The sequence below is a fragment of the Burkholderia sp. Tr-862 genome, assembly GCF_011753085.1.
Classification (GTDB): Bacteria; Pseudomonadota; Gammaproteobacteria; order Burkholderiales; family Burkholderiaceae; genus Burkholderia; species Burkholderia ambifaria.
The window spans coordinates 1-18,699 of record NZ_VWWG01000047.1 but is presented as its reverse complement, the minus strand read 5'-3'; the positions used below and the strand labels follow the sequence as shown (position 1 = coordinate 18,699).

Below are 18,699 nucleotides of genomic sequence, written 5' to 3'. Positions count from 1 at the left end.
CTGATACTCCTCGATGCGTGCCGGTTGCCGATCGCCGGAATGGCTGATCGTGGCGAAATCGTAGGCAGCGAAAAAACCGGCGAACAGCCGCAGTTTCGTTATGATGACAACCTTTCGTTGTCGGGGTATCGCACCCTGAGCACCATCCCCACCATGAGCACGATCAAGCTGCATCAGTTGCAGGCGCTCGTCGCGAGCGCGGAGGCCGGCAGCATCCGCGGCGCAGCGCGCACGCTCGGGCTGTCACAGGCGGCCGTCACGCGCGCGCTGCGCGAGCTGGAGGCCAGCGAGCGCCTGCCGTTGCTGGTGCGCGCGCCGGAAGGCATCGGCTTCACCGAGTACGGGAAGACCCTGCTCACGCACGCGAAGCTCGTGCTCAAGCAACTGGAGCACGCGCAAAGCGATCTCGAGCGGATGCGCGGGCGCGTCGAGGGGCGGCTGAGCGTCGGCGTGACGCCGTGGCTGACGATGACGTTCCTCGCGGAAACCGTGCTGCGGTTTCGCGAACGGATGCCCGACGTGCGCCTCGAGCTGTACGAAGCGCTGATGGCCGTCGCGCAACCGCTGCTGCGCGACGGCAGCATGGATTTCGCGCTCGGGCACGTGCAGCCCGGCAGCGGCGCGCAGGAATTCGCATTCGAGCCGCTGCTGCGCTACGACACGTCGGTGATGGTGCGCGCCGGCCATCCGCGCGAACGCGCGAAGTCGGTGCACGACCTGCTCGATTGCGACTGGGTGCTGAATTCGTCGGCCGACGGCCAGGCCTCGCTCGTCGACTACCTGTTCACGCGGCACGGCGCGCAGATCGACGAACGGCGCATCGTGCGCGCGCAGTCGGTCGCAATGCTGCAGACGATGCTTGAACAGGCCGGCATGTGCACGTGGTGCCCGGCCATCCTCGCGGCGGTGCCGCCGTTCGGCGAGCGGATGCGCGTGCTGTCGCTGAAGGAAACCTTTGAGCCGAGCGAACTCGGCATCGTCACGCGTCGCAGCAGCACGCTGAGCGACGCCGCGCGCTGCTTCATCGACTGCCTGCTGCAGACGATCCGGCGGCATGCGCGGTCGGCTCGGAAGGAGGATCTCGCGCTGTTCCGCACGCTGACGCTGTTGATCTGACGGTGTGGAGTCTGCTGCGGCCCGCAGCAAGCGATTCCGTATACCTCCGCGCGGCAATGTTCTATACTGCCCCCCAGTATCCGGAAACCACGATCCCATGCCGCATTCCCCCGAAGAAAAGAAACGCGTCCTGACCCGCGTGCGCCGTGTGCGCGGGCAACTGAACGCGCTCGAGCAGGCGCTCGAGGAGGGAGCGGACTGTGGTCCGATACTCCAGCAACTGGCTGCCATCCGCGGCGCGATCAACGGCGTGATGGCCGGCGTGCTCGAAAGCCATTTGCGCGAGGAATTCACCCAGCTCGCGGACGCCCCGCGGCCCTCGTCCGGATCGATCGACGATATCGTGACCCTCGTTCGGTCCTACCTGCGCTGACCGACTGGGGATCGTCGACGTCCGAGCCATTCGATGATTTTTTAAACAGGATTGCCATGAAATCACGTGCCGCTGTTGCGTTTGAGGCGGGTAAGCCGCTGCAGATCGTCGAAATCGACGTCGAACCGCCCCGCAAGGGCGAAGTGCTCGTCAAGATCACCCATACGGGCGTCTGTCACACCGACGCCTTCACGCTGTCGGGCGACGATCCGGAAGGCCTCTTTCCCGCCGTGCTGGGCCATGAAGGCGCCGGCATCGTGGTGGAAGTCGGTGAAGGCGTGACGAGCGTCAAGCCCGGCGACCATGTGATTCCGCTCTACACCGCCGAATGCGGCGAGTGCCTGTTCTGCAAGAGCGGCAAGACCAATCTGTGCGTGTCGGTGCGCGCCACGCAGGGCAAGGGCGTGATGCCCGACGGCACCACGCGTTTCAGCTACAACGGCCAGCCGATCTATCACTACATGGGCTGCTCGACGTTCAGCGAATACACCGTCGTCGCCGAAGTCTCGCTCGCGAAGATCAACCCGCAGGCGAACCCCGAGCAGGTCTGCCTGCTGGGCTGCGGCGTCACGACCGGCCTCGGCGCGGTGAAGAACACCGCGAAGGTGCAGCCGGGCGATACGGTGGCCGTGTTCGGCCTCGGCGGCATCGGTCTCGCGGTGATCCAGGGGGCCAAGCTCGCGAAGGCCGGCCGCATCATCGCGATCGACACCAACCCCGGCAAGTTCGACCTCGCCCGCGTGTTCGGCGCCACCGACTGCGTGAACCCGAAGGACTACCAGGAGCCGATCCAGCAGGTGATCGTCGGAATGACCGGCTGGGGCGTCGACCACAGCTTCGAGTGCATCGGCAACGTCAACGTGATGCGCGCGGCGCTCGAATGCGCGCACCGCGGCTGGGGCCAGTCGGTCGTCATCGGCGTCGCGGGCGCCGGCCAGGAAATCTCGACGCGCCCGTTCCAGCTCGTCACCGGTCGCCGCTGGCTGGGCACGGCATTCGGCGGCGTGAAGGGCCGCTCCGAACTGCCGGGCATGGTCGAGGAAGCGATGGCCGGCACGATCCAGCTGGCACCGTTCGTCACGCACACGAAGCCGCTCACCGGCATCAACGAAGCGTTCGACCTGATGCACGAAGGCAAGTCCATCCGGACCGTCGTGCATTTCTGAACCACGCGCGAGGCATCCGGCCGCAGCAACCGGTCTCCTCGCGCGACGCCGCCGGCAAGCCGCGAGGCTTGCCGGCGCGACACATTCTCCGCACCCTCCTCTGTCAGACCGGCAACGATCGTCAGCCTGTCACACAGTTGCTCCCGCAGGCCCGCGACGAGCACGCGCGCCGTGCGCCGTGCGCGTGATCATCGCGATGATCGCCCCGCCGTTGTGACCGTCAGCACCGCACGCGCCGCATCCGGAGCGTGGCCGACGGCGATTCCCCGAACGCGCGCTTGTAGTCGATCGCGAACCGCCCGAGATGCGCGAAGCCCCATTTCAGCGCGACGTCCGTCACCGACGCGAGGCCCGGTGTCGCATCGTCGAGCAGTTCATCGCGCACATGTTGCAGCCGCAACTGGCGCACGAACGCCATCGGCGTGATGCCGTGGCGATTGCGGAATCCCGCGAACAGCGTGCTCGGGCTCACGCCCGCGAGTTCGGCGAGCCGTTCGATCGTCAGCGGCTCGTCGACATGCGTGCGGATGTATTCCTCGACGCGCCTCACATAGAACGGGGCGAGCGGCGCCGGCGCGACGCGCGCGCCATTGCGTGCGCTGTTCGGCTGCCCGTACAGCAACAGGTTGAGCAGCGTCGATTCGAGCTGCTCGAACGCGAGCGGATGGCGCAGCGGATGCCCGTCGGTCGCGATCGCGTCGGCGAGCATCGGCAGCATCTGCGCGAGGCACGCGCCCTGCGGCGACGACAGCCTGAATTCCGGCTCGAACTCCACCGGCACGCGCCGGTCGTCGCCGAAATGCCGCTGCGCATGCCGCTCCATCACCTCGCGCTCGATACGCAGGATCACTTGCGGGCACGCCTCGCCCCATCGCATCCTGAGCGCCAGCGTCGGCGACAGCAGCGACGCGGTGTCGGGTGACGACACGAAACGCGTCGTGCCGCATTCGATCTCGGCGTCGCCGCGCAGCGGAATCTGCAGCAGATAGAAGTGCTCGAGCGGCCCCGGTTCGATCGACACCTCGCCGCCGTAATCGAGCAGATTCAGCGACAGGTTGCCCCAGCGCGCATGGTGCATGCAGCTGTGCAGCGCGCGCGAATCGCCCGTCAACGTGAGCCGATGCGGCTTGAACACGTCCGCCACGCGCGCACGCACCTCGTCGAGATCGTTCGACTGCAGCAGCAGCGTGTCGTGATTGAAACAGGCGGCGTCGCCCAGCCAGCCTGTTCCTGAAAATTGCCCCATCGAAGTTCTCCCGTCGCGCCCGATCGCACTTGCGCTGTGCACGCACTCCCGATTCCGGGGAATCCCGCTGCACGAGCCGGATAGCGTCGGCGTATCCGGACAGTCCGCGTCGTTACACTACGCAAGCCCTGCGCCCATGACGCAAGAAGCGGGCCGTTCGCGCATCGTAGAAAACTGTGCGGGACTTCCGCATCCGCACATACCCGCAGTGCACCGCGTTGCGGCCCGGCGCGGCGGGCCGATCCACAGGTTTCCGGAATCCGTGGATACCGGCCGAAGAAAGCGGATAGAAGCGCGCGTTTCGTCCGCCAATACTGGGCCCATGAAAATCACGAACGAATTGGAGGGACACATGAACGGACGACACATCGAGATCCCGTCGCCGGACGGCGGGGCGTTTCGCGCGTACCTGAGCACGCCGGCCGGCGGCACGGGGCCGGGCATCGTGCTGTGTCACGAGATCTTCGGTGCGAACGCGACGATGCGCGACGTGGCCGATTATTACGCCGAGGAAGGCTACACGGTGCTCGTGCCCGACTTGTTCTGGCGCCAGGCGCCCGGCATCGAACTCGGTTACACCGCGGCCGACTCCGAGCGCGCGATGGCGCTGTACCGCGAGTACGACGAAAACAAGGGCGTCGAGGACGTCGCCGCCGCGCTGGCCGTGCTGACGCAACGGCCGGAATGCACGGGGCGGGCCGGTGTGCTCGGCTACTGCCTCGGCGGCAAGCTCGCGTATCTCGCCGCGTGCCGGCTGCCGGACGTCGCGGCCGCCGTCAGCTATTACGGCGTGGGGATCGAGCACGCGCTCGACGAGGCCGCTCACCTGCGCGGCCGGCTCGTGCTGCAGATCGCCGCGCAGGACCGCTTCTGCCCGCCCGACGCGCAGCAGCGCATCGCCGCCGCGCTATCGGCGCGCGATGGCGTCGAGGTATACGTATACCCGGGCGTCGATCATGCGTTCGCGCGCGTCGGCGGCGACCATTTCGACAAGGCGGCCGCGGTCATGGCGCACCAGCGCGCGATCGCCGCGTTCCGCGCGGCGCTCGGCCCGCACTACGACCTGTCTACCCTGTGGGAAGCACATCTGCGGCACGAGTTCGACACGCGCAACGTCGACGCGACGATGGCCACGATGGTCGCCCAACCCTACGTGAACCATATCCCGACACTGACGGGCGGCGTCGGCCATGACGAGCTCAAGCGCTTCTACACGCATCACTTCGTGCATGCGAACCCGCCTGACACGACGATCACGCCGATCTCGCGCACGATCGGCGCGAGCCAGATCGTCGACGAGCTGCTGTTCTGCTTCACGCACACGACCGAGATCGACTGGATGCTGCCCGGCGTCGCGCCGACCGGCAAGCGCGTCGAGATTCCGCTCGTCGCGATCGTCAAGTTCCGCGGCGACAAGCTGTATCACGAACACATCTATTGGGACCAGGCGAGCGTGCTCGTGCAGATCGGCCTGCTCGACGCGGCCGGGCTGCCCGTCGCCGGTGTCGAAACGGCGCGCAAGCTGCTCGACGAAACCGTGCCATCGAACGCTCTGATGCGGCGCTGGCACGACAGCGCGTGAGCGCCGGCGGATAGGCAGGAAGCGCAGGCGGCACGCCGAACGCGCGCGCCGCCTTGATTCAACCATTCCAGGAGACACTCCATGACTGCCCTTGCTGGCAAAGTCGCGCTCGTCACCGGCGGCGCCACGCTGATCGGCGCCGCCGTCGCGCAGGACCTGAGCCGCGCCGGCGCATGCGTCGCGATCCTCGATCTCGATGCGGAAAACGGCGCGCGCGTGGCCGATACGCTCGGCGAACGCGGGATGTTCATCGCGACCGACATCACCGACGACCGCGCGATCGAACACGCGGTATCGGCCGTCGCCGAACGCTTCGGCGCGATCGACCTGCTGATCAACCTCGCGTGCAGCTACGTCGACAACGGCATCCAGGCGTCGCGTCGCGACTGGCTCGCGGCGATGGACGTCAACGTCGTCTCGGCCGCGATGCTGGTCAAGGCCGTTCATCCGCACCTGACGCGGCGCGGCGGCGGCGCGATCGTGAACTTCAGTTCGATCTCCGCGCAATGCGCGCAGACCGGCCGCTGGCTCTACCCGACCTCGAAGGCCGCGATGCGCCAGCTCACGCGCAGCATGGCGATGGATCTCGCCGCCGACCGGATTCGCGTCAACTCGGTGTCGCCCGGCTGGACGTGGTCACGCGTGATGGACGAGCTGACGCACGGCGACCGCGCGAAGACCGATCGCGTGGCCGCGCCGTTTCATCTGCTCGGCCGTGTCGGCGATCCGGAGGAAGTCGCGCAGGTCGTCACGTTCCTGTGCAGCGACGCCGCGAGCTTCGTGACGGGCGCCGACTACGCGGTGGACGGCGGCTATTCCGCGATGGGCCCCGAGCAGGCGGTGCCGGCGATTCCGCGCCTCGCAGAGTAACCGCAAGCCGTTTCTACTGCCCCTATTCCGATCCGAGTCATTCGTTCTACCAAGGATTTCGTCATGAAACGCATCGCTATCGTCGGCGCCGGCCAGTCCGGCCTGCAACTCGCCTTCACGCTGCTCGACCAGGGCTATCACGTCACGCTCGCGACCAACCGCGACGCGCAACAGATCCGTACCGGCAAGGTCATGTCGAGCCAGTGCATGTTCCATACCGCGCTGCAGATCGAGCGCGATCTCGGCCTGAACACCTGGGAAGAAGCGTGCCCGTCCGTCGAGGGCATCGGCATCGCGGTGCCGCATCCGGAAGGCAACGGCCGCAAGGCGATCGACTGGTCGTCGCGGCTGACCCGCTACGCACAATCGGTCGACCAGCGCGTGAAGATGGCCGACTGGCTCGACGCGATCGAGCGCCGCGGCGCCGACGTGCGCATCTGCGACGTCGGCGTGCCGGAACTCGAGGATCTCGCGCGCAGCCACGATCTCGTGCTGCTCGCGGCCGGCAAGGGCGAAATCGTCAACCTGTTGGGCCGCGACGACGCGCGCAGCGCGTTCGAGCGCCCGCAACGCGCGCTGGCCCTCACCTACGTGAAGGGAATGACGCCGAGCCAGCCGTATTCGCGGGTGCGCTTCAACCTGCTGCCCGGCATCGGCGAATACTTCGTGTTCCCGGCGCTGACCACGACGGGCCCGTGCGAAATCATGGTGTTCGAAGGCATCCCCGGCGGCCCGCTCGACTGCTGGGCCGACGTGAAGACACCCGAGCAGCATCTCGACCGCAGCCTGTCGTTCCTGCAGCAGTACGTGCCGTGGGAATTCGAACGCTGCCGCGACGTCGAACTCACCGACGCGAACGGCACGCTGTCCGGGCGCTTCACGCCGACCGTGCGCAAGCCGTTCTTCCGCCTGCCGTCGGGCCACACCGTGTTCGGCATGGCCGATGCGGTGGTCGTCAACGATCCGATCACCGGCCAGGGCTCGAACAATGCGGCGAAATGCGCGAAGGTGTACGGCGACGCGATCCTCGCGCGCGAAGCCGCGCCGTTCGACGAAGGCTGGATGCACGAAACGTTCGAACGCTACTGGGGGTACGCGCAGCACGTCGTGCGCTGGACCAACTCGCTGCTCACCCCGCCGCCGCCGCACATTCTCGAACTGCTCGGCGCCGCCGGCCAGTTGCCGACGCTGGCCGCCACGATCGTCAACGGCTTCGACGATCCGCGCCAGTTCACGCCGTGGTGGTTCGACCCGTCGGCCTGCGCGGCGCTGATCCGCGAACACGCCGAGCGTTCGGAGTAAGCGACATGGACACCACCGCTTCCTGCCATCCGGCCCTCGATCCGCTGCAACTGCGCGCCGCATTCGGACAGTTTCCGACCGGCGTTACCGTGATCACCACGCGCGCGCCGGACGGGCGCAAGGTCGGCCTCACCGCGAATTCGTTCTCGTCGCTGTCGCTCGACCCGCCGCTCGTGCTGTGGAGCCTGCGCAAGGTGGCGCCGAGCCGCCCCGATTTCGTCGCGGCCACGCACTTCGCGATCAACATCCTCGCGCACGACCAAATCGAACTGTCGCGCCGTTTCGCGACGCCGAGCGCCGACAAGTTCGACGGCGTGCCGCACATGGACGCCGATGCGGGCGGCGTGCCCTGCCTCGACGGCACGAGCGCGCGCTTCGTGTGCCGCAACGTCGGCCATTACGAAGGCGGCGACCACCTGCTGTTCATCGGCCAGATCGAGGCATTCGATACGAACGGCCATGCGCCGCTCGTGTTCCACGCGGGCCAGTATCGCGCGATCTCGGCGCATCCCGATTTTTCTCGCGCCGTTTGATCAGTGATACCAATCAATACCCAGGAGATGGTGATGATGAAATGCGGCTCTCGCCTGCTTGCGATTGCAGGCCTCGTGTTCGCCGGCCTGACCGGCCCCGCGCCGGCCCATGCGACCGACCTGCCGGCGGTCAACCTCGGGATGACCAGCTTTCTCGACGGGATGCCGCCGGCCGGCGCCGGCTGGTACGGCACGCAGTATCTCGAGTACTACACGGCCGGCCGCATCAACGACAATGCCGGCAACAAGGTCGGGCTGCCGAAGCAGGACATCGACCTGTTCGCGGGGTTGAGCCAGCTCGTCTACCAGTCGCCGCTGACGTTCGGCGGCATGCATCCGGGGCTCGACGTGATCCTGCCGTGGGTGGCGTCCGTGCATACCAACGACGGGATCGGCAACGTCGCGCTGAATTCCCGTGCCGGGTTCGGCGACCTGCTGGTCGGCCCGTTCATCCAGTTCGATCCCGTGATGGGCGCGCACGGCCCGCGCTTCGCGCAGCGGGTGGAATTCCAGTTCATCGCGCCGACGGGCGCCTACGATCCGGCGCGTGCGATCAATCCGGGCAGCCATTTCTGGTCGTTCGATCCGTACTGGGCCGCGACGTTCTGGGTCACGCCGAAATGGACCGTGTCATGGCGGCTGCACTATTTGTGGAATGCGACCAATCATGAGCCGGCGACCGCGCTCGGGCCCGACGTGACGTCGACGCAGGCCGGTCAGGCCGTGCATGCGAACTTCGCGACGGAGTACGAAGTGCGGCCCGGGCTGCGGCTGGGGCTCAACGGCTACTGGCTGCGCCAAACCACCGACATGAAGGCGAACGGCCAGGATGTTGCCGGCACGCGGGAAGCCGTGCTGGCGATCGGGCCGGGCGCGATGGTCAGCTTCTCGCCGCAGGATCACCTGATGTTCAACGCGTATTTCGAGGTCTATGCGCGCAACCGGCCGCAGGGCACGCGGATGGTGCTGCGGTACGTGCATCACTTTCAATAGCGCGCAAGACCGGCCGCCGGCGTCGGGCGGGGTCGGTATCGTATGACGAATTCAACGTACACCTTCGGCGCGTGAATGCGTGTCCTATAGTTCTGGGGATGGCAAGGAGACACCAAGACATCACGAACAGGAAGGGAACACGCGATGGCGACTTCTGCTCCTCCCCGGCTTTTCCCGCGCGCCGCCAAGCGGCTGATGCGTCGCGTGGCGGCGATTGCACCGGTGCTGGCCGTCGGCATCGCGGTTTCCTCCTGCGGCGGCGACAGCTCGGTGAGCTCTGGCGAACCGGCCTACGCGACCGAGGCGCGTCCGCAGATCCACGCATTGCTCGCGGATACGATGACGCCCGGCGCCGTCGTCTATGTGCAATCGCCACAAGGCAACTGGCTCGCGTCGTTCGGCACGGCCGTGCGCGGCACGAACACGCCGATCCCGACGAACGCGCACTTCCGCGTCGGCAGCGTGACGAAGACGTGGACGGGCACGGTGATCCTGCAACTCGTGCAGGAAGGCAGGCTGCACCTGACCGATCACGTCAGCCAGTACGTCGCCAACGTGCCGAACGGCGACTCGATCACGATCGAGCAGTTGCTGACCATGCGCAGCGGCCTCTATAACTACTCGACGAATCTCGCGTTCAACCAGACGCTGGATGCGCAGCCTGACAAGGTGTGGACCACCGATGAGCTGTTGGGCATCGCGGAGAGCCAGCCGGTCTATTTCGCGCCGGGCGCGGATTTCCGCTACTCGAACACGAATACCGTGCTGCTCGGCCTGATCATCCAGCAGCTCACCGGCATGAGCGCCGCCGATGCGATCCGGACGCGGCTGTTCGCGCCGCTCGGCCTGACCGAAACCGCCCTGCCGCCGCAGGACAACACGGCGCTGCCCGCGCCGTCGCCGCAGGGCTATCAGTGGGGCACCAATACCGAGACGATCGACAGCGACGCGCTGTCCCCGGCACGCCAGGCGGCCGCGAAAAACGGCACGCTGCAGCCGACCAACGTCACGACCGTCAATACGTCATGGGCATGGACGGCCGGCTCCGGCATCTCGACCGCGACCGAACTGGGTGCGTACGTGCAGCGCATGGTTGGCGGCGGCTACCTGAACGCCGACCTGCAGGCGCAACGGCTCGCGAGCTGCACGCCGATCGATCCGTCGGATCCCGCATCGGCCAGCTACTGCATGGGGCTCGCGAAGTTCGGTACGTTCTACGGACACACCGGTGAAATCCCGGGCTTCAATACATTCGCCGGCTACGACCCGGCGACGAAGACGACGATCGTCACGTGGGCGAACACGGGGGCCGGCCCCGACGGACGCGCACCGGCCAACGAGATCGCGCGAATCATCATGGCCGAGCTCAGCAAGGCGTCGGACGTGCCGAGCGAGGGGCGGCCGTGACACGGTGGCGCCGGCAATCGCGGGCGGCCTATTTCACCGCCTGGGCCGCCTGCGCCGCCGGCGTGGTCGGCGCCGAGATTCACGTACTTGCCCCACGGATCGGTCGGCACCTTGTTCCATACCTGCCCGATCCACGGGCTGTACATGACCGGCCTCGCGTCGTGACACGACACGCAGCGCTTCGACGCGGTCGCGGCCGCCTTCCACCAGAACTCGGCCGCGGACGGATGGCCGGGCGGCGGCGTCGTCTCGTTCGGCGGCGGCACGCGCGCTGCGTTCATGCCGGCCGTGCCGCCCTTCTCCGCGTGAAACCAGCAGGTCTTGCCGTTGCCCGCATGGTGCAGCACGATGTCGACTTCGTCGTAGTACGGGCTGCGGTTCGCGCGGATCTGCTTGCGACGGCAAAACGCCGAGATCTGCGTGTCGCCGTGGGAGAGGTCGAGGATCACCGGCCTTGCCGGGCTGATTTCCCGTCCGGCCGGCGCGCTGCCGCGGCTGCGTTTGCGATTAACCGTAGGGGGCCACCCGCGCGGGCAGTGGACTACGGCTGTATCCAGGGTCGACCATGGGTCCGGGTTGCGTTGACGCCGCTATGATCGACCTGTCTCGCGGCGCCGCCCGGGGGGAGGAGGAGCCTCCCATGAAGACCTTACCGTGCCAGCCGACCGGTGCTGCCGGGCCGGCACGCCAATCCGTTTCGCGCGGCCACCCGCGCCGGTACTCAGTGTCCGATGCTGGCGAAGGACGGCAGCAGCACGCGATACACGTGAATCATCGCCGGGCCGAGCAACACGCACATGAGTGCCGGGAAGATGTTGAAGATCAGCGGGAACAGCAGCTTCAGCGCGATCTTCGCGGCCCGCTCCTCGGCGCGCATCCGCCGCCGCGTGCGCAGCATGTCGGACAGCACGCGCAGCGATTCGGCGATGCTCGTGCCGAAGCGGTCGGCCTGGATCAGCATCGCGCAGAACGATTCGATATCCTCGACGCCGGTGCGCAGCGCGAAATTGCGCAGCGCGGTTTCCTTCGTGAACCCGGAACGCATCTCGAGCAGCAGCAAGTCGAGCTCGCCCGCGACCACTTCGCTGCGAAAGCGCAGCTCCTCGCTCACCCGCATCAGCGCCGCATCGAGCCCGAGCCCGGCTTCGACGCAGACGGTCAGCAAGTCGAGCGCATCCGGAAACTCCTCGAAGATCACCCGCTGACGCGTCGCGATCCGCCGCGAGAGGATCACATTCGGCACGTAGTAGCCGATCCCGGCGAGCGCGACGAGGATGAACGACAGCAACATGCGCTGATCCGTGAGCCGCGTCGTGGCGAGCGCCAGCAGCGCCGCGCCTGGCAGCACCAGCGCGAGCACCGTCTTCGCCGCGAAGTAAAGCGCGCCCGCGTTCGGATTGCGCCAGCCGGCATTCATCAGCCGGATCCGCAGCGGGGAATTCTCCCAGCCCTCCTGCGGCACCGACAGCCGGGAAATCGGTTGCGACAGCTCGACGAGTTTCGCGATCCAGCGCGATGTTTGCCCGTCGCCGTCCGCACCGCCGCCGATGCCCACACTTGCCCCGCTCGCCTGCTGAATCCGGCGCTCGATGTTGCGCGGCGCAAACAGCAGCATCGCGACCAGCACGCCGCCGGCGACGAAGATGAACAAGCCGGCCAGCATCACGGTATGTATTACGCTCAGGTTTTGCATGACAGCCTCGAATCGGTTCGTGAAGCCTGAGACACGCGTCAGACGCGAATCCGGATGATGCGGCGAATCCACAGCAGGCCGAATGCCATCGACCCCAGCATCGCGCCGACCATCTTGATGCCGGCCGGATCCTGCCAGAGCACCGACAGAAACTCCCGGTTCAACATTGCCATCATGGCCGCGGTCCCGAACGGCAGCAGCCCGAGGATCCAGGCCGACAGCCGCCCTTCCGCCGACAGCACGCGGACCTTGTCGAACAGCTTGAAGCGCTCGCGCACCAGTGACGCGATGCTGTCGAGCAGCTCGGCCAGGTTGCCGCCGGTTTCGCGCTGGATCAGCACCGCGATCACGAAGTAGCGCAGGTCGTTGGCCGGCACGCGCGTCGCGAGGTTCACCAGCGCATCGTGCAGCGACACGCCGTAGTTGATCTCGTCGAACGTGATCCGGAATTCACCGCCCATCGGATCGGGAAACTCCTCGCCGACCATCCCGAGCGCGCTCGAGAACGAGTGGCCGGAGCGCAACGCGCGCGCGATCATGTCGCAGATATCCGGCAGCTGGCGCTCGAGCTTGAGCATCCGGCGGTTGCGATGCCGCATCACGTACATGGCCGGCAAGCATGCGGTCAGCAGCGCAATCGGCAGCACGGCGATCAGCGGCAACGGGGTGACGGTCAGGACGAGCGCCGCCGTGACCGGCAATACGGCGCTGATCACGACCAGCTTCGCGACCGTCCAGTCGAGCCCCGACTGCTGCAGCACCAGGTCCAGCGCCTGAATGCGCGGCACCCGCATCAGCAGCCGGTCGAACGGCTTCGACTCGTCGAGCATCCGCTTCTTGAGAATCGACAGTCGCTCCTGCTGCACGCTGCCGCCGGCCGACATCGCGCGCAGGCGCGACTCGAGCCGGCGTGCCGCGGCACCGTGACGCGCGTTCCACCATTGATAGACGCCCTCGATCGCGAGCACGACCGCGACGAAGGTGAGAATCACAAAACCGTAATAGATCGAGTCCATGAGGCCTCCCCGGAATCAGACGATGGCGCGTCGTCACTTCGTCTCGTAATGCTGCGCCGGGTCGTACAGCGAATCCGGCAGGTTGATGCCGAACGCCTGCAGCCGCTCGGCGAACTTCGGCCGCACGCCGGTCGCGCAGAAGTGTCCGCGCACCGTACCGTCGCGATCCATGCCGGTGCGCTTGAACGTGAAGATCTCCTGCATGTTGATGATGTCGCCTTCCATCCCGGTCAACTCCTGGATGCTGACGATCTTGCGCTTGCCGTCGGTGAGCCGCGTCGCCTGGACCACCACCGAGATCGCCGACGCGATCTGCTGGCGCATCGTCTTCGGCGGCAGCGTCAGGCCGCCGACGCTGATCATGTTCTCGAGCCGCGTGAGCGCGTCGCGTGGCGTGTTCGCGTGGATCGTCGCGAGCGAGCCTTCGTGGCCGGTGTTCATCGCATTGAGCATGTCGAGCGCTTCCGCGCCGCGCACTTCGCCGAGAATGATCCGGTCCGGCCGCATCCGCAGCGCGTTGCGCACGAGCGTGCGTTGCGTGATCTCGCCCTTGCCCTCGATGTTCGGCGGCCGCGTTTCGAGCCGCAGCACGTGCGGTTGCTGCAGTTGCAGCTCGGCCGCATCCTCGATCGTCACGATCCGCTCCGCGCGCGGAATGAAGCCCGACAGGATGTTGAGCAACGTCGTCTTGCCGCTGCCGGTGCCACCCGACACGAGCACGTTTACTTTCGCCCGGGCCAGCGCGTCGAGCAGTTCCGCCATCGGCGGCGTAAGGCTCTGGTAACTCACGAGGTCGTCCATCTTCAGCGGGTTGACCGCGAAGCGGCGGATCGACATCAGCGGCCCGTCGATCGCCGACGGCGGAATGATCGCGTTCACGCGCGAGCCGTCCGGCAGGCGCGCATCCACCATCGGGGTCGATTCGTCGATGCGCCGCCCGACCCGCGACACGATCTTCTCGATCACCTTCATCAGGTGCGCATCGTCGTAGAACGTCACGTCGGTCAGCTCGAGCTGGCCGCTGCGCTCGACGTAGACCTGGCGGTACGTGTTCACGAGGATGTCGGAGATGCCGGGGTCGCGCAGCAGCGACTCGAGCGGGCCGAAACCGAACATTTCGTCGTACACGTCGATCGCGAGCTGGCGCCGCTCGATGTCGTTCGCGAGCAGCCGCTCCTCGTCGAGAATGCGCGAGATCAGTGACGAGATTTCCTGCCGGACCTGTTCCTGCGGCAGGCGTGACAAGCGCTCGAGCTCAACGCGTTCGAGCACCGTCAGGTGAATTTCACGGCGCAGCTTCTGGTACGCGTTGCGTACCGACGAATGGGCCGCACCTGCCGGTTCGGTGCCCGCCGCCTGCGGCTGCGTCCGGTGCAAGGACATCTGTTCGCGCAATGACATGATGGTTTCCCCGAAAGATTCACATGGACTTGAGCTTCGGCGTGGCCTTGCGGCCGAACAGCCGGGACATCAACGGTTCGCTGCTGGACGTGCCGTGCCGCGTGCGCACGTCCCCTTCGACGATCTGCTTCGCGCAGGCCTGCAATGCCCGCGTCACCGCGGCGCTACGTGCGACGCGCGAGGCCGGATGCCCGAGGTCGAGCGCTTCGCGCACGGTGTCGACGTCGTCGGGTATCGTGCAGCTGGCGTGCAGGCCGAGCACTTCCTCGAGCGCGGCGCGGGAGCGTTCGCCCGCGCGCGTCATCCGGTTCACCACCAGCCGCAACTGGTCGGCCGGGTAGCCGAGCGACACGAGAATCTCCAGCAGCCGGCGGCCGGCACGCACGTGCGGCATCGCGGGCTGCAGCACGAGTTGGATCTGGTCGCTGCGATCCAGCGCGATCATCGACAGCGGATTGATACTCACGCCGATATCGAAGATCACGAAGTCGTAGCGCGGCGCCGCGACGCCGAGGATCCATTCGAGCGCATCCTCGCGCATCTCCGCGGCCTTGACCGGGTCGCCCGCGCCCGCCAGCACGTGGAAGGTCGGCGTCACGTGCGCGACGCTCGCGTCGAGAAACGCGCCGTCGAGCCGCTCGATCTGCGCGCACAGCTGCGGCAGCGTCGACGGCGGCGTCTCGTCGCTGACGAGGAACGCGGCATCCGCGAACTGCTGGTTCAGATCGACCAGCAGCACGCGACGCTTGTGGGTTTCGGCGATCTCGTACGCGACGTTGCTCGCGGCGAAGCTCGTGCCCGCGCCGCCCTTGCACGACATGAACGACACGAAGCGCGTATCGCCGCCGTCGCGCCGCGTGCTTTGCGCGGCGGCGCGTTCGAGCGCGCGGGCAAGCGCCGCCGGATCGATCGGCCACTGCAGCACGTCGCGCGCGCCGGCGCGCATCGCGTCCAGCAGCACATGCGGTGCCGCATCCGCGGTCACCAGGATGCCGATCAGGCACGGGTGCAGCCGGCAGATCCGCTCGATCGCCGACAGCTCGGCCGCATCGGTCGTCGCACCGTCGATCAGCAGGATATCGAATGAATCGAGTCCGTCCGTTCGATGCTCGATCTGGGACGGCCGACCGTGCGCACGTGTCACACGATAGTGTCCGCTGTCGGTGACCAGACGCGCGATCTGCATGAGCCGGGCGGTATCGTCGGCGGCTACGAGGATATTGATCATGACTGTGCCTCGTCGGTTCGATTATTGACAGGCGGTGCCGCCCGTCGAGGAGTTCAGGCTTTCCCGCGACAGCGTCGTGGTGAACGACGGCATCGTGATCGCAACGTTCGCGATCGGGATCATCGTGTTGACAGTGACATTGCTGATGCTGACGGTCACGAACGAGCAGGAGCTCACGTCGCAGCCTGACGGCGAGTAGGTCACCGACACGTTCGAATTGGCCAGGATCGGCATCAGCGACCTCACGCGCTTCACGACGCCGGCCGCATTCACGTCGCAGACGATCGCCGTGCGTGCGCCGAGCCGGATGGCCTCGCTCGCCGTGTTCCAGTAAAACATCACGCGCCCGAATTCGAAGATGCCGATCAGCAGCGTGATCAGGATCGATGCGATCAGCGCGAATTCGACGATCGTGGAGCCGCGTTGGGCGCGACGGCGCGACAGCGGAGAGGAGCGCGGGTTCATGACACTTGCCTCATCACGGTGACGATGTTGCCGAAGGTGATCGACGACAGCCCCGGGTAGGCCGGAATCGGCTGGTACTGATAGCCCTTCACCTTCACTTCGACGAGGTTGATGCTGCCGGTCGCCGTGCCGCTTGCCGCGTTGTTGGTCGAGTCGTACGTCGGCAGGTTCGCGAACTGCGACGGGTCGGACGCGTCGGCGCAATCGGGCGAATGCGTGGCGTCGCAGACGATCACCATCGACGTTGTGAGCCCCGGCACCAGCTCGGTGCCGGCGGAGCCGCACGTGGTGCTGCCGTACACGACGAGGCACTGCGCCTCCGCGAGCGGATACGCGCTGTCGCTCGGCAGAAAGACCGACAGGTAGCGCGCCGCGTTGCGCGTCGCCTTGGTGAGCGTCTCGTACTGGTAGATCGCGCGGCCGAACTCGGCTACGCCGGTCGCGAGCACGATCATCGGCATCAGCACGAGCGCAAATTCGACCGCGGCGACACCGCGCATGCGTGACCGGCGAATCGGGACCCTTTTCATGATCGCGTCTCCTCTATTGAACGAGCATCGGCACCTTGATGCCGGCCGAGCTGCCGCTGCCGGGCAAACCGTGCGTCGCGCAGGGCGTGGTGCCGGATGCCGTCGTGCCGAGGTATTCGAGATGCGCGACGACCCCGCCGGCACCCGGGCTGAACGGCAGCGGATCGAGCATCAGCACGCAGTCCCACTGCGTGATGTGCACCTTGCCGCTGCTTCCCTTCAGCGTCGAGCAGTCGCCCTCGGGGGCCAGCGCGACCCGGCGGTCGCCGCCGTAGGTCTGATAGTTGCTGGCCGGGTAGCTCCCGTTGGTCCCGATGCCGCTGCCGGTGGGCGGCGTACCGTCGCCCTGGTAGGCCTTGAAGCTCGCGCGGTCGAGCACGAACTGCGTGTACGCGTCACCGACGATGCCCGCGGTTCCCGGCGGCCCGTAGTTCGGGCCGACGTACGCATAGCCGGTGAAGTCAGGCTGGCCGCTCGAACCGTTGGCACCATTCGTATAGATGCCGAAGCGGGTGTTCCAGGCGCGCAGCGACGCGGACTTCAGGCCCGTCGAACCGAGGTCCGGCGGCGACGTGATGTTGCAGGTGTTGCCGGACAGTTCGCTGGCGATGGTCGGCTCGTTGGTCGAGCCATCGAGCGCCGCCCAGCCGAAGTTGCCGGGCCCGTACGTCGACGAGCCGGACGGCGACGAAATCCAGTCACCCACCTTGTACGGCGCGGCGGACGCCGCCCGGCACACGAACACCGGAATCGCACAGGTGGTCTGCCCGGCCCCGACCGTCGCGATCGCGCTGGCCGCGACCTGCGCCGCGTTCGCGACCCGCACGCCGGGAATCGTGTTGAGCACCTCGATGAACCAGTGCGCGATGTTGCTCAACTGCGCGGTGCACTTCACGTACTTGACGTTCGCCGGCGTGGCGACCGCCGTCTTGGTCAGGAACGAGTTGGTCAGCGAATCGCTGAACGTGACGTTCGAATCCGTCTGCATCTGTACCGCGTTCTGCTGAAAGAACGCGAAATTCGCGTGGCCGGCGGCGATGCCGTCGGCTTCCGCAACCTGCAGGCTGATGGCCGACGTAAGGTCTCGCGCAGCGGACAGCGCGCAGGCATCGGCGCTGTTCTGCAGTTCGCTACGCGTGACGTACAGCTTGCCGAGGTCCAGCGCGAGACCGACGAACCCGATCATCATCGCCAGTGCGAGACCGACGATGATCGCGACGGCGCCTTGCTGACGATGCAGACCGCGACGCGTGAGCTTCGGATGACGAGCTGCGCTGGACATGGCGTTCTCCCTGAGCGTGCCTGTGTTATTGCGTCGACTTGCCGATGCCGATCACGAATGCATTGGCTTTCGGCTCGGGCTGCTTGAACGACTTGTCGTAGCTGTCGAGCGCGGACGCGGCGGCGCGGCCATCGACCCCCGGGTGCGCTGCCGCGTGTTCCCCGGCATGCGGATCGATGATCTGGGCCTGCGTGACGGCGCGGACCGAGTCGCCGAAGCGGCTGTCCCACACCGGGCTCGACGACATGCAGCCGGCGAGTGCGAACGCGAGCGGGGCGGCAAGCGCCGCGCGGCGCACGAATACGAGGTAGGCGGATTTCATGAGCTTCCCCTTGGATGGCTTCAACGATCGGTGGACTGGGGTGCCGCGCTCGCCCGCGCGATCTGCGCGTGGGCGGCCGGCACGCTGGGCGTCGAACGCGGCGCAGGTTTCGCCGGCGTGGCGGAGTCGGCCGCCGCGAGGCGCGCGGCTGCGGCTTCGATACGCGCGATCCGC

At 66.9% G+C, this 18,699-nt stretch carries 18 protein-coding genes; 9 read left to right on the top strand and 9 right to left on the bottom strand.

The window, feature by feature from the left end; translation table 11 throughout:
• The first annotated feature begins 153 nt into the window (after positions 1–153).
• From F3J14_RS15650 to F3J14_RS15640, 3 genes are all read left to right on the top strand, one after another.
• Entirely contained in the window at positions 154–1,116 is a 963-nt protein-coding gene (locus F3J14_RS15650; protein WP_166723767.1) for a LysR substrate-binding domain-containing protein, read from the top strand.
• A gap of 97 nt (positions 1,117–1,213) precedes the next feature.
• Positions 1,214–1,489: a formaldehyde-responsive transcriptional repressor FrmR gene (frmR, locus tag F3J14_RS15645; RefSeq protein ID WP_006753040.1), complete on the top strand. Its 276-nt coding sequence runs from the start codon at positions 1,214–1,216 to the stop codon at positions 1,487–1,489.
• 56 nt (positions 1,490–1,545) lie between these two features.
• Positions 1,546–2,655, top strand: coding sequence for an S-(hydroxymethyl)glutathione dehydrogenase/class III alcohol dehydrogenase (locus F3J14_RS15640; protein WP_006753041.1), 1,110 nt, complete (start codon positions 1,546–1,548; stop codon positions 2,653–2,655).
• Between the two features lie 220 nt (positions 2,656–2,875).
• On the opposite strand, the gene F3J14_RS15635 is transcribed toward F3J14_RS15640, so the two are convergent.
• Positions 2,876–3,901 (bottom strand): AraC family transcriptional regulator, encoded by a 1,026-nt coding sequence (locus tag F3J14_RS15635; protein WP_166723766.1) that lies wholly within the window; start codon positions 3,899–3,901, stop codon positions 2,876–2,878.
• Between the two features lie 352 nt (positions 3,902–4,253).
• On the opposite strand from F3J14_RS15635, the gene F3J14_RS15630 reads away from it, so the two are divergent.
• The 6 genes from F3J14_RS15630 (at position 4,254) to F3J14_RS15605 (ending at position 10,588) form a co-directional block, all read left to right on the top strand.
• Complete coding sequence (locus F3J14_RS15630) at positions 4,254–5,483, top strand: dienelactone hydrolase family protein (protein ID WP_166723765.1); 1,230 nt, start codon at positions 4,254–4,256, stop codon at positions 5,481–5,483.
• Between the two features lie 81 nt (positions 5,484–5,564).
• Positions 5,565–6,353, top strand: a complete 789-nt coding sequence (locus tag F3J14_RS15625; RefSeq protein ID WP_166723764.1) for an SDR family oxidoreductase — start codon at positions 5,565–5,567, stop codon at positions 6,351–6,353.
• A 63-nt stretch (positions 6,354–6,416) separates the two neighbouring features.
• Positions 6,417–7,655: a styrene monooxygenase/indole monooxygenase family protein gene (locus tag F3J14_RS15620; RefSeq protein WP_166723763.1), complete on the top strand. Its 1,239-nt coding sequence runs from the start codon at positions 6,417–6,419 to the stop codon at positions 7,653–7,655.
• A 5-nt stretch (positions 7,656–7,660) separates the two neighbouring features.
• Positions 7,661–8,188 carry a flavin reductase family protein gene (locus F3J14_RS15615; RefSeq protein ID WP_166723762.1) on the top strand — a complete coding sequence of 176 codons (528 nt, stop codon included), beginning with the start codon at positions 7,661–7,663 and terminating at the stop codon, positions 8,186–8,188.
• Between the two features lie 33 nt (positions 8,189–8,221).
• Positions 8,222–9,181, top strand: a complete 960-nt coding sequence (locus tag F3J14_RS15610) for a transporter (protein ID WP_166723761.1) — start codon at positions 8,222–8,224, stop codon at positions 9,179–9,181.
• Positions 9,182–9,325: 144 nt separating this feature from the next.
• Entirely contained in the window at positions 9,326–10,588 is a 1,263-nt protein-coding gene (locus tag F3J14_RS15605; protein ID WP_166723760.1) for a serine hydrolase domain-containing protein, read from the top strand.
• A gap of 721 nt (positions 10,589–11,309) precedes the next feature.
• Here F3J14_RS15605 and F3J14_RS15595 read toward each other — a convergent pair.
• Genes F3J14_RS15595 through F3J14_RS15560 form a run of 8 tightly spaced genes read right to left on the bottom strand, consistent with a single transcriptional unit; the run spans position 11,310 to position 18,525 of the window.
• Complete coding sequence (locus F3J14_RS15595) at positions 11,310–12,281, bottom strand: type II secretion system F family protein (RefSeq protein WP_166723759.1); 972 nt, start codon at positions 12,279–12,281, stop codon at positions 11,310–11,312.
• Between the two features lie 38 nt (positions 12,282–12,319).
• Positions 12,320–13,297, bottom strand: a complete 978-nt coding sequence (locus F3J14_RS15590; RefSeq protein WP_166723758.1) for a type II secretion system F family protein — start codon at positions 13,295–13,297, stop codon at positions 12,320–12,322.
• Between the two features lie 33 nt (positions 13,298–13,330).
• Positions 13,331–14,698 carry a CpaF family protein gene (locus F3J14_RS15585; RefSeq protein WP_166723757.1) on the bottom strand — a complete coding sequence of 456 codons (1,368 nt, stop codon included), beginning with the start codon at positions 14,696–14,698 and terminating at the stop codon, positions 13,331–13,333.
• Between the two features lie 19 nt (positions 14,699–14,717).
• The gene (locus F3J14_RS15580) at positions 14,718–15,926 is read right to left on the bottom strand and encodes an AAA family ATPase (RefSeq protein WP_166723756.1); all 1,209 of its coding nucleotides are present in this window, start codon (positions 15,924–15,926) and stop codon (positions 14,718–14,720) included.
• A gap of 21 nt (positions 15,927–15,947) precedes the next feature.
• Entirely contained in the window at positions 15,948–16,391 is a 444-nt protein-coding gene (locus tag F3J14_RS15575; protein ID WP_166723755.1) for a TadE/TadG family type IV pilus assembly protein, read from the bottom strand.
• Positions 16,388–16,921, bottom strand: coding sequence for a TadE/TadG family type IV pilus assembly protein (locus tag F3J14_RS15570; RefSeq protein WP_166723754.1), 534 nt, complete (start codon positions 16,919–16,921; stop codon positions 16,388–16,390). The genes F3J14_RS15575 and F3J14_RS15570 overlap by 4 nt, the downstream gene beginning before the upstream one ends.
• Before the next feature lie 13 nt (positions 16,922–16,934).
• The gene (locus tag F3J14_RS15565) at positions 16,935–18,203 is read right to left on the bottom strand and encodes a TadE/TadG family type IV pilus assembly protein (protein WP_166723753.1); all 1,269 of its coding nucleotides are present in this window, start codon (positions 18,201–18,203) and stop codon (positions 16,935–16,937) included.
• A 25-nt stretch (positions 18,204–18,228) separates the two neighbouring features.
• Entirely contained in the window at positions 18,229–18,525 is a 297-nt protein-coding gene (locus tag F3J14_RS15560) for a hypothetical protein (protein ID WP_166723752.1), read from the bottom strand.
• Positions 18,526–18,699: the final 174 nt, after the last annotated feature.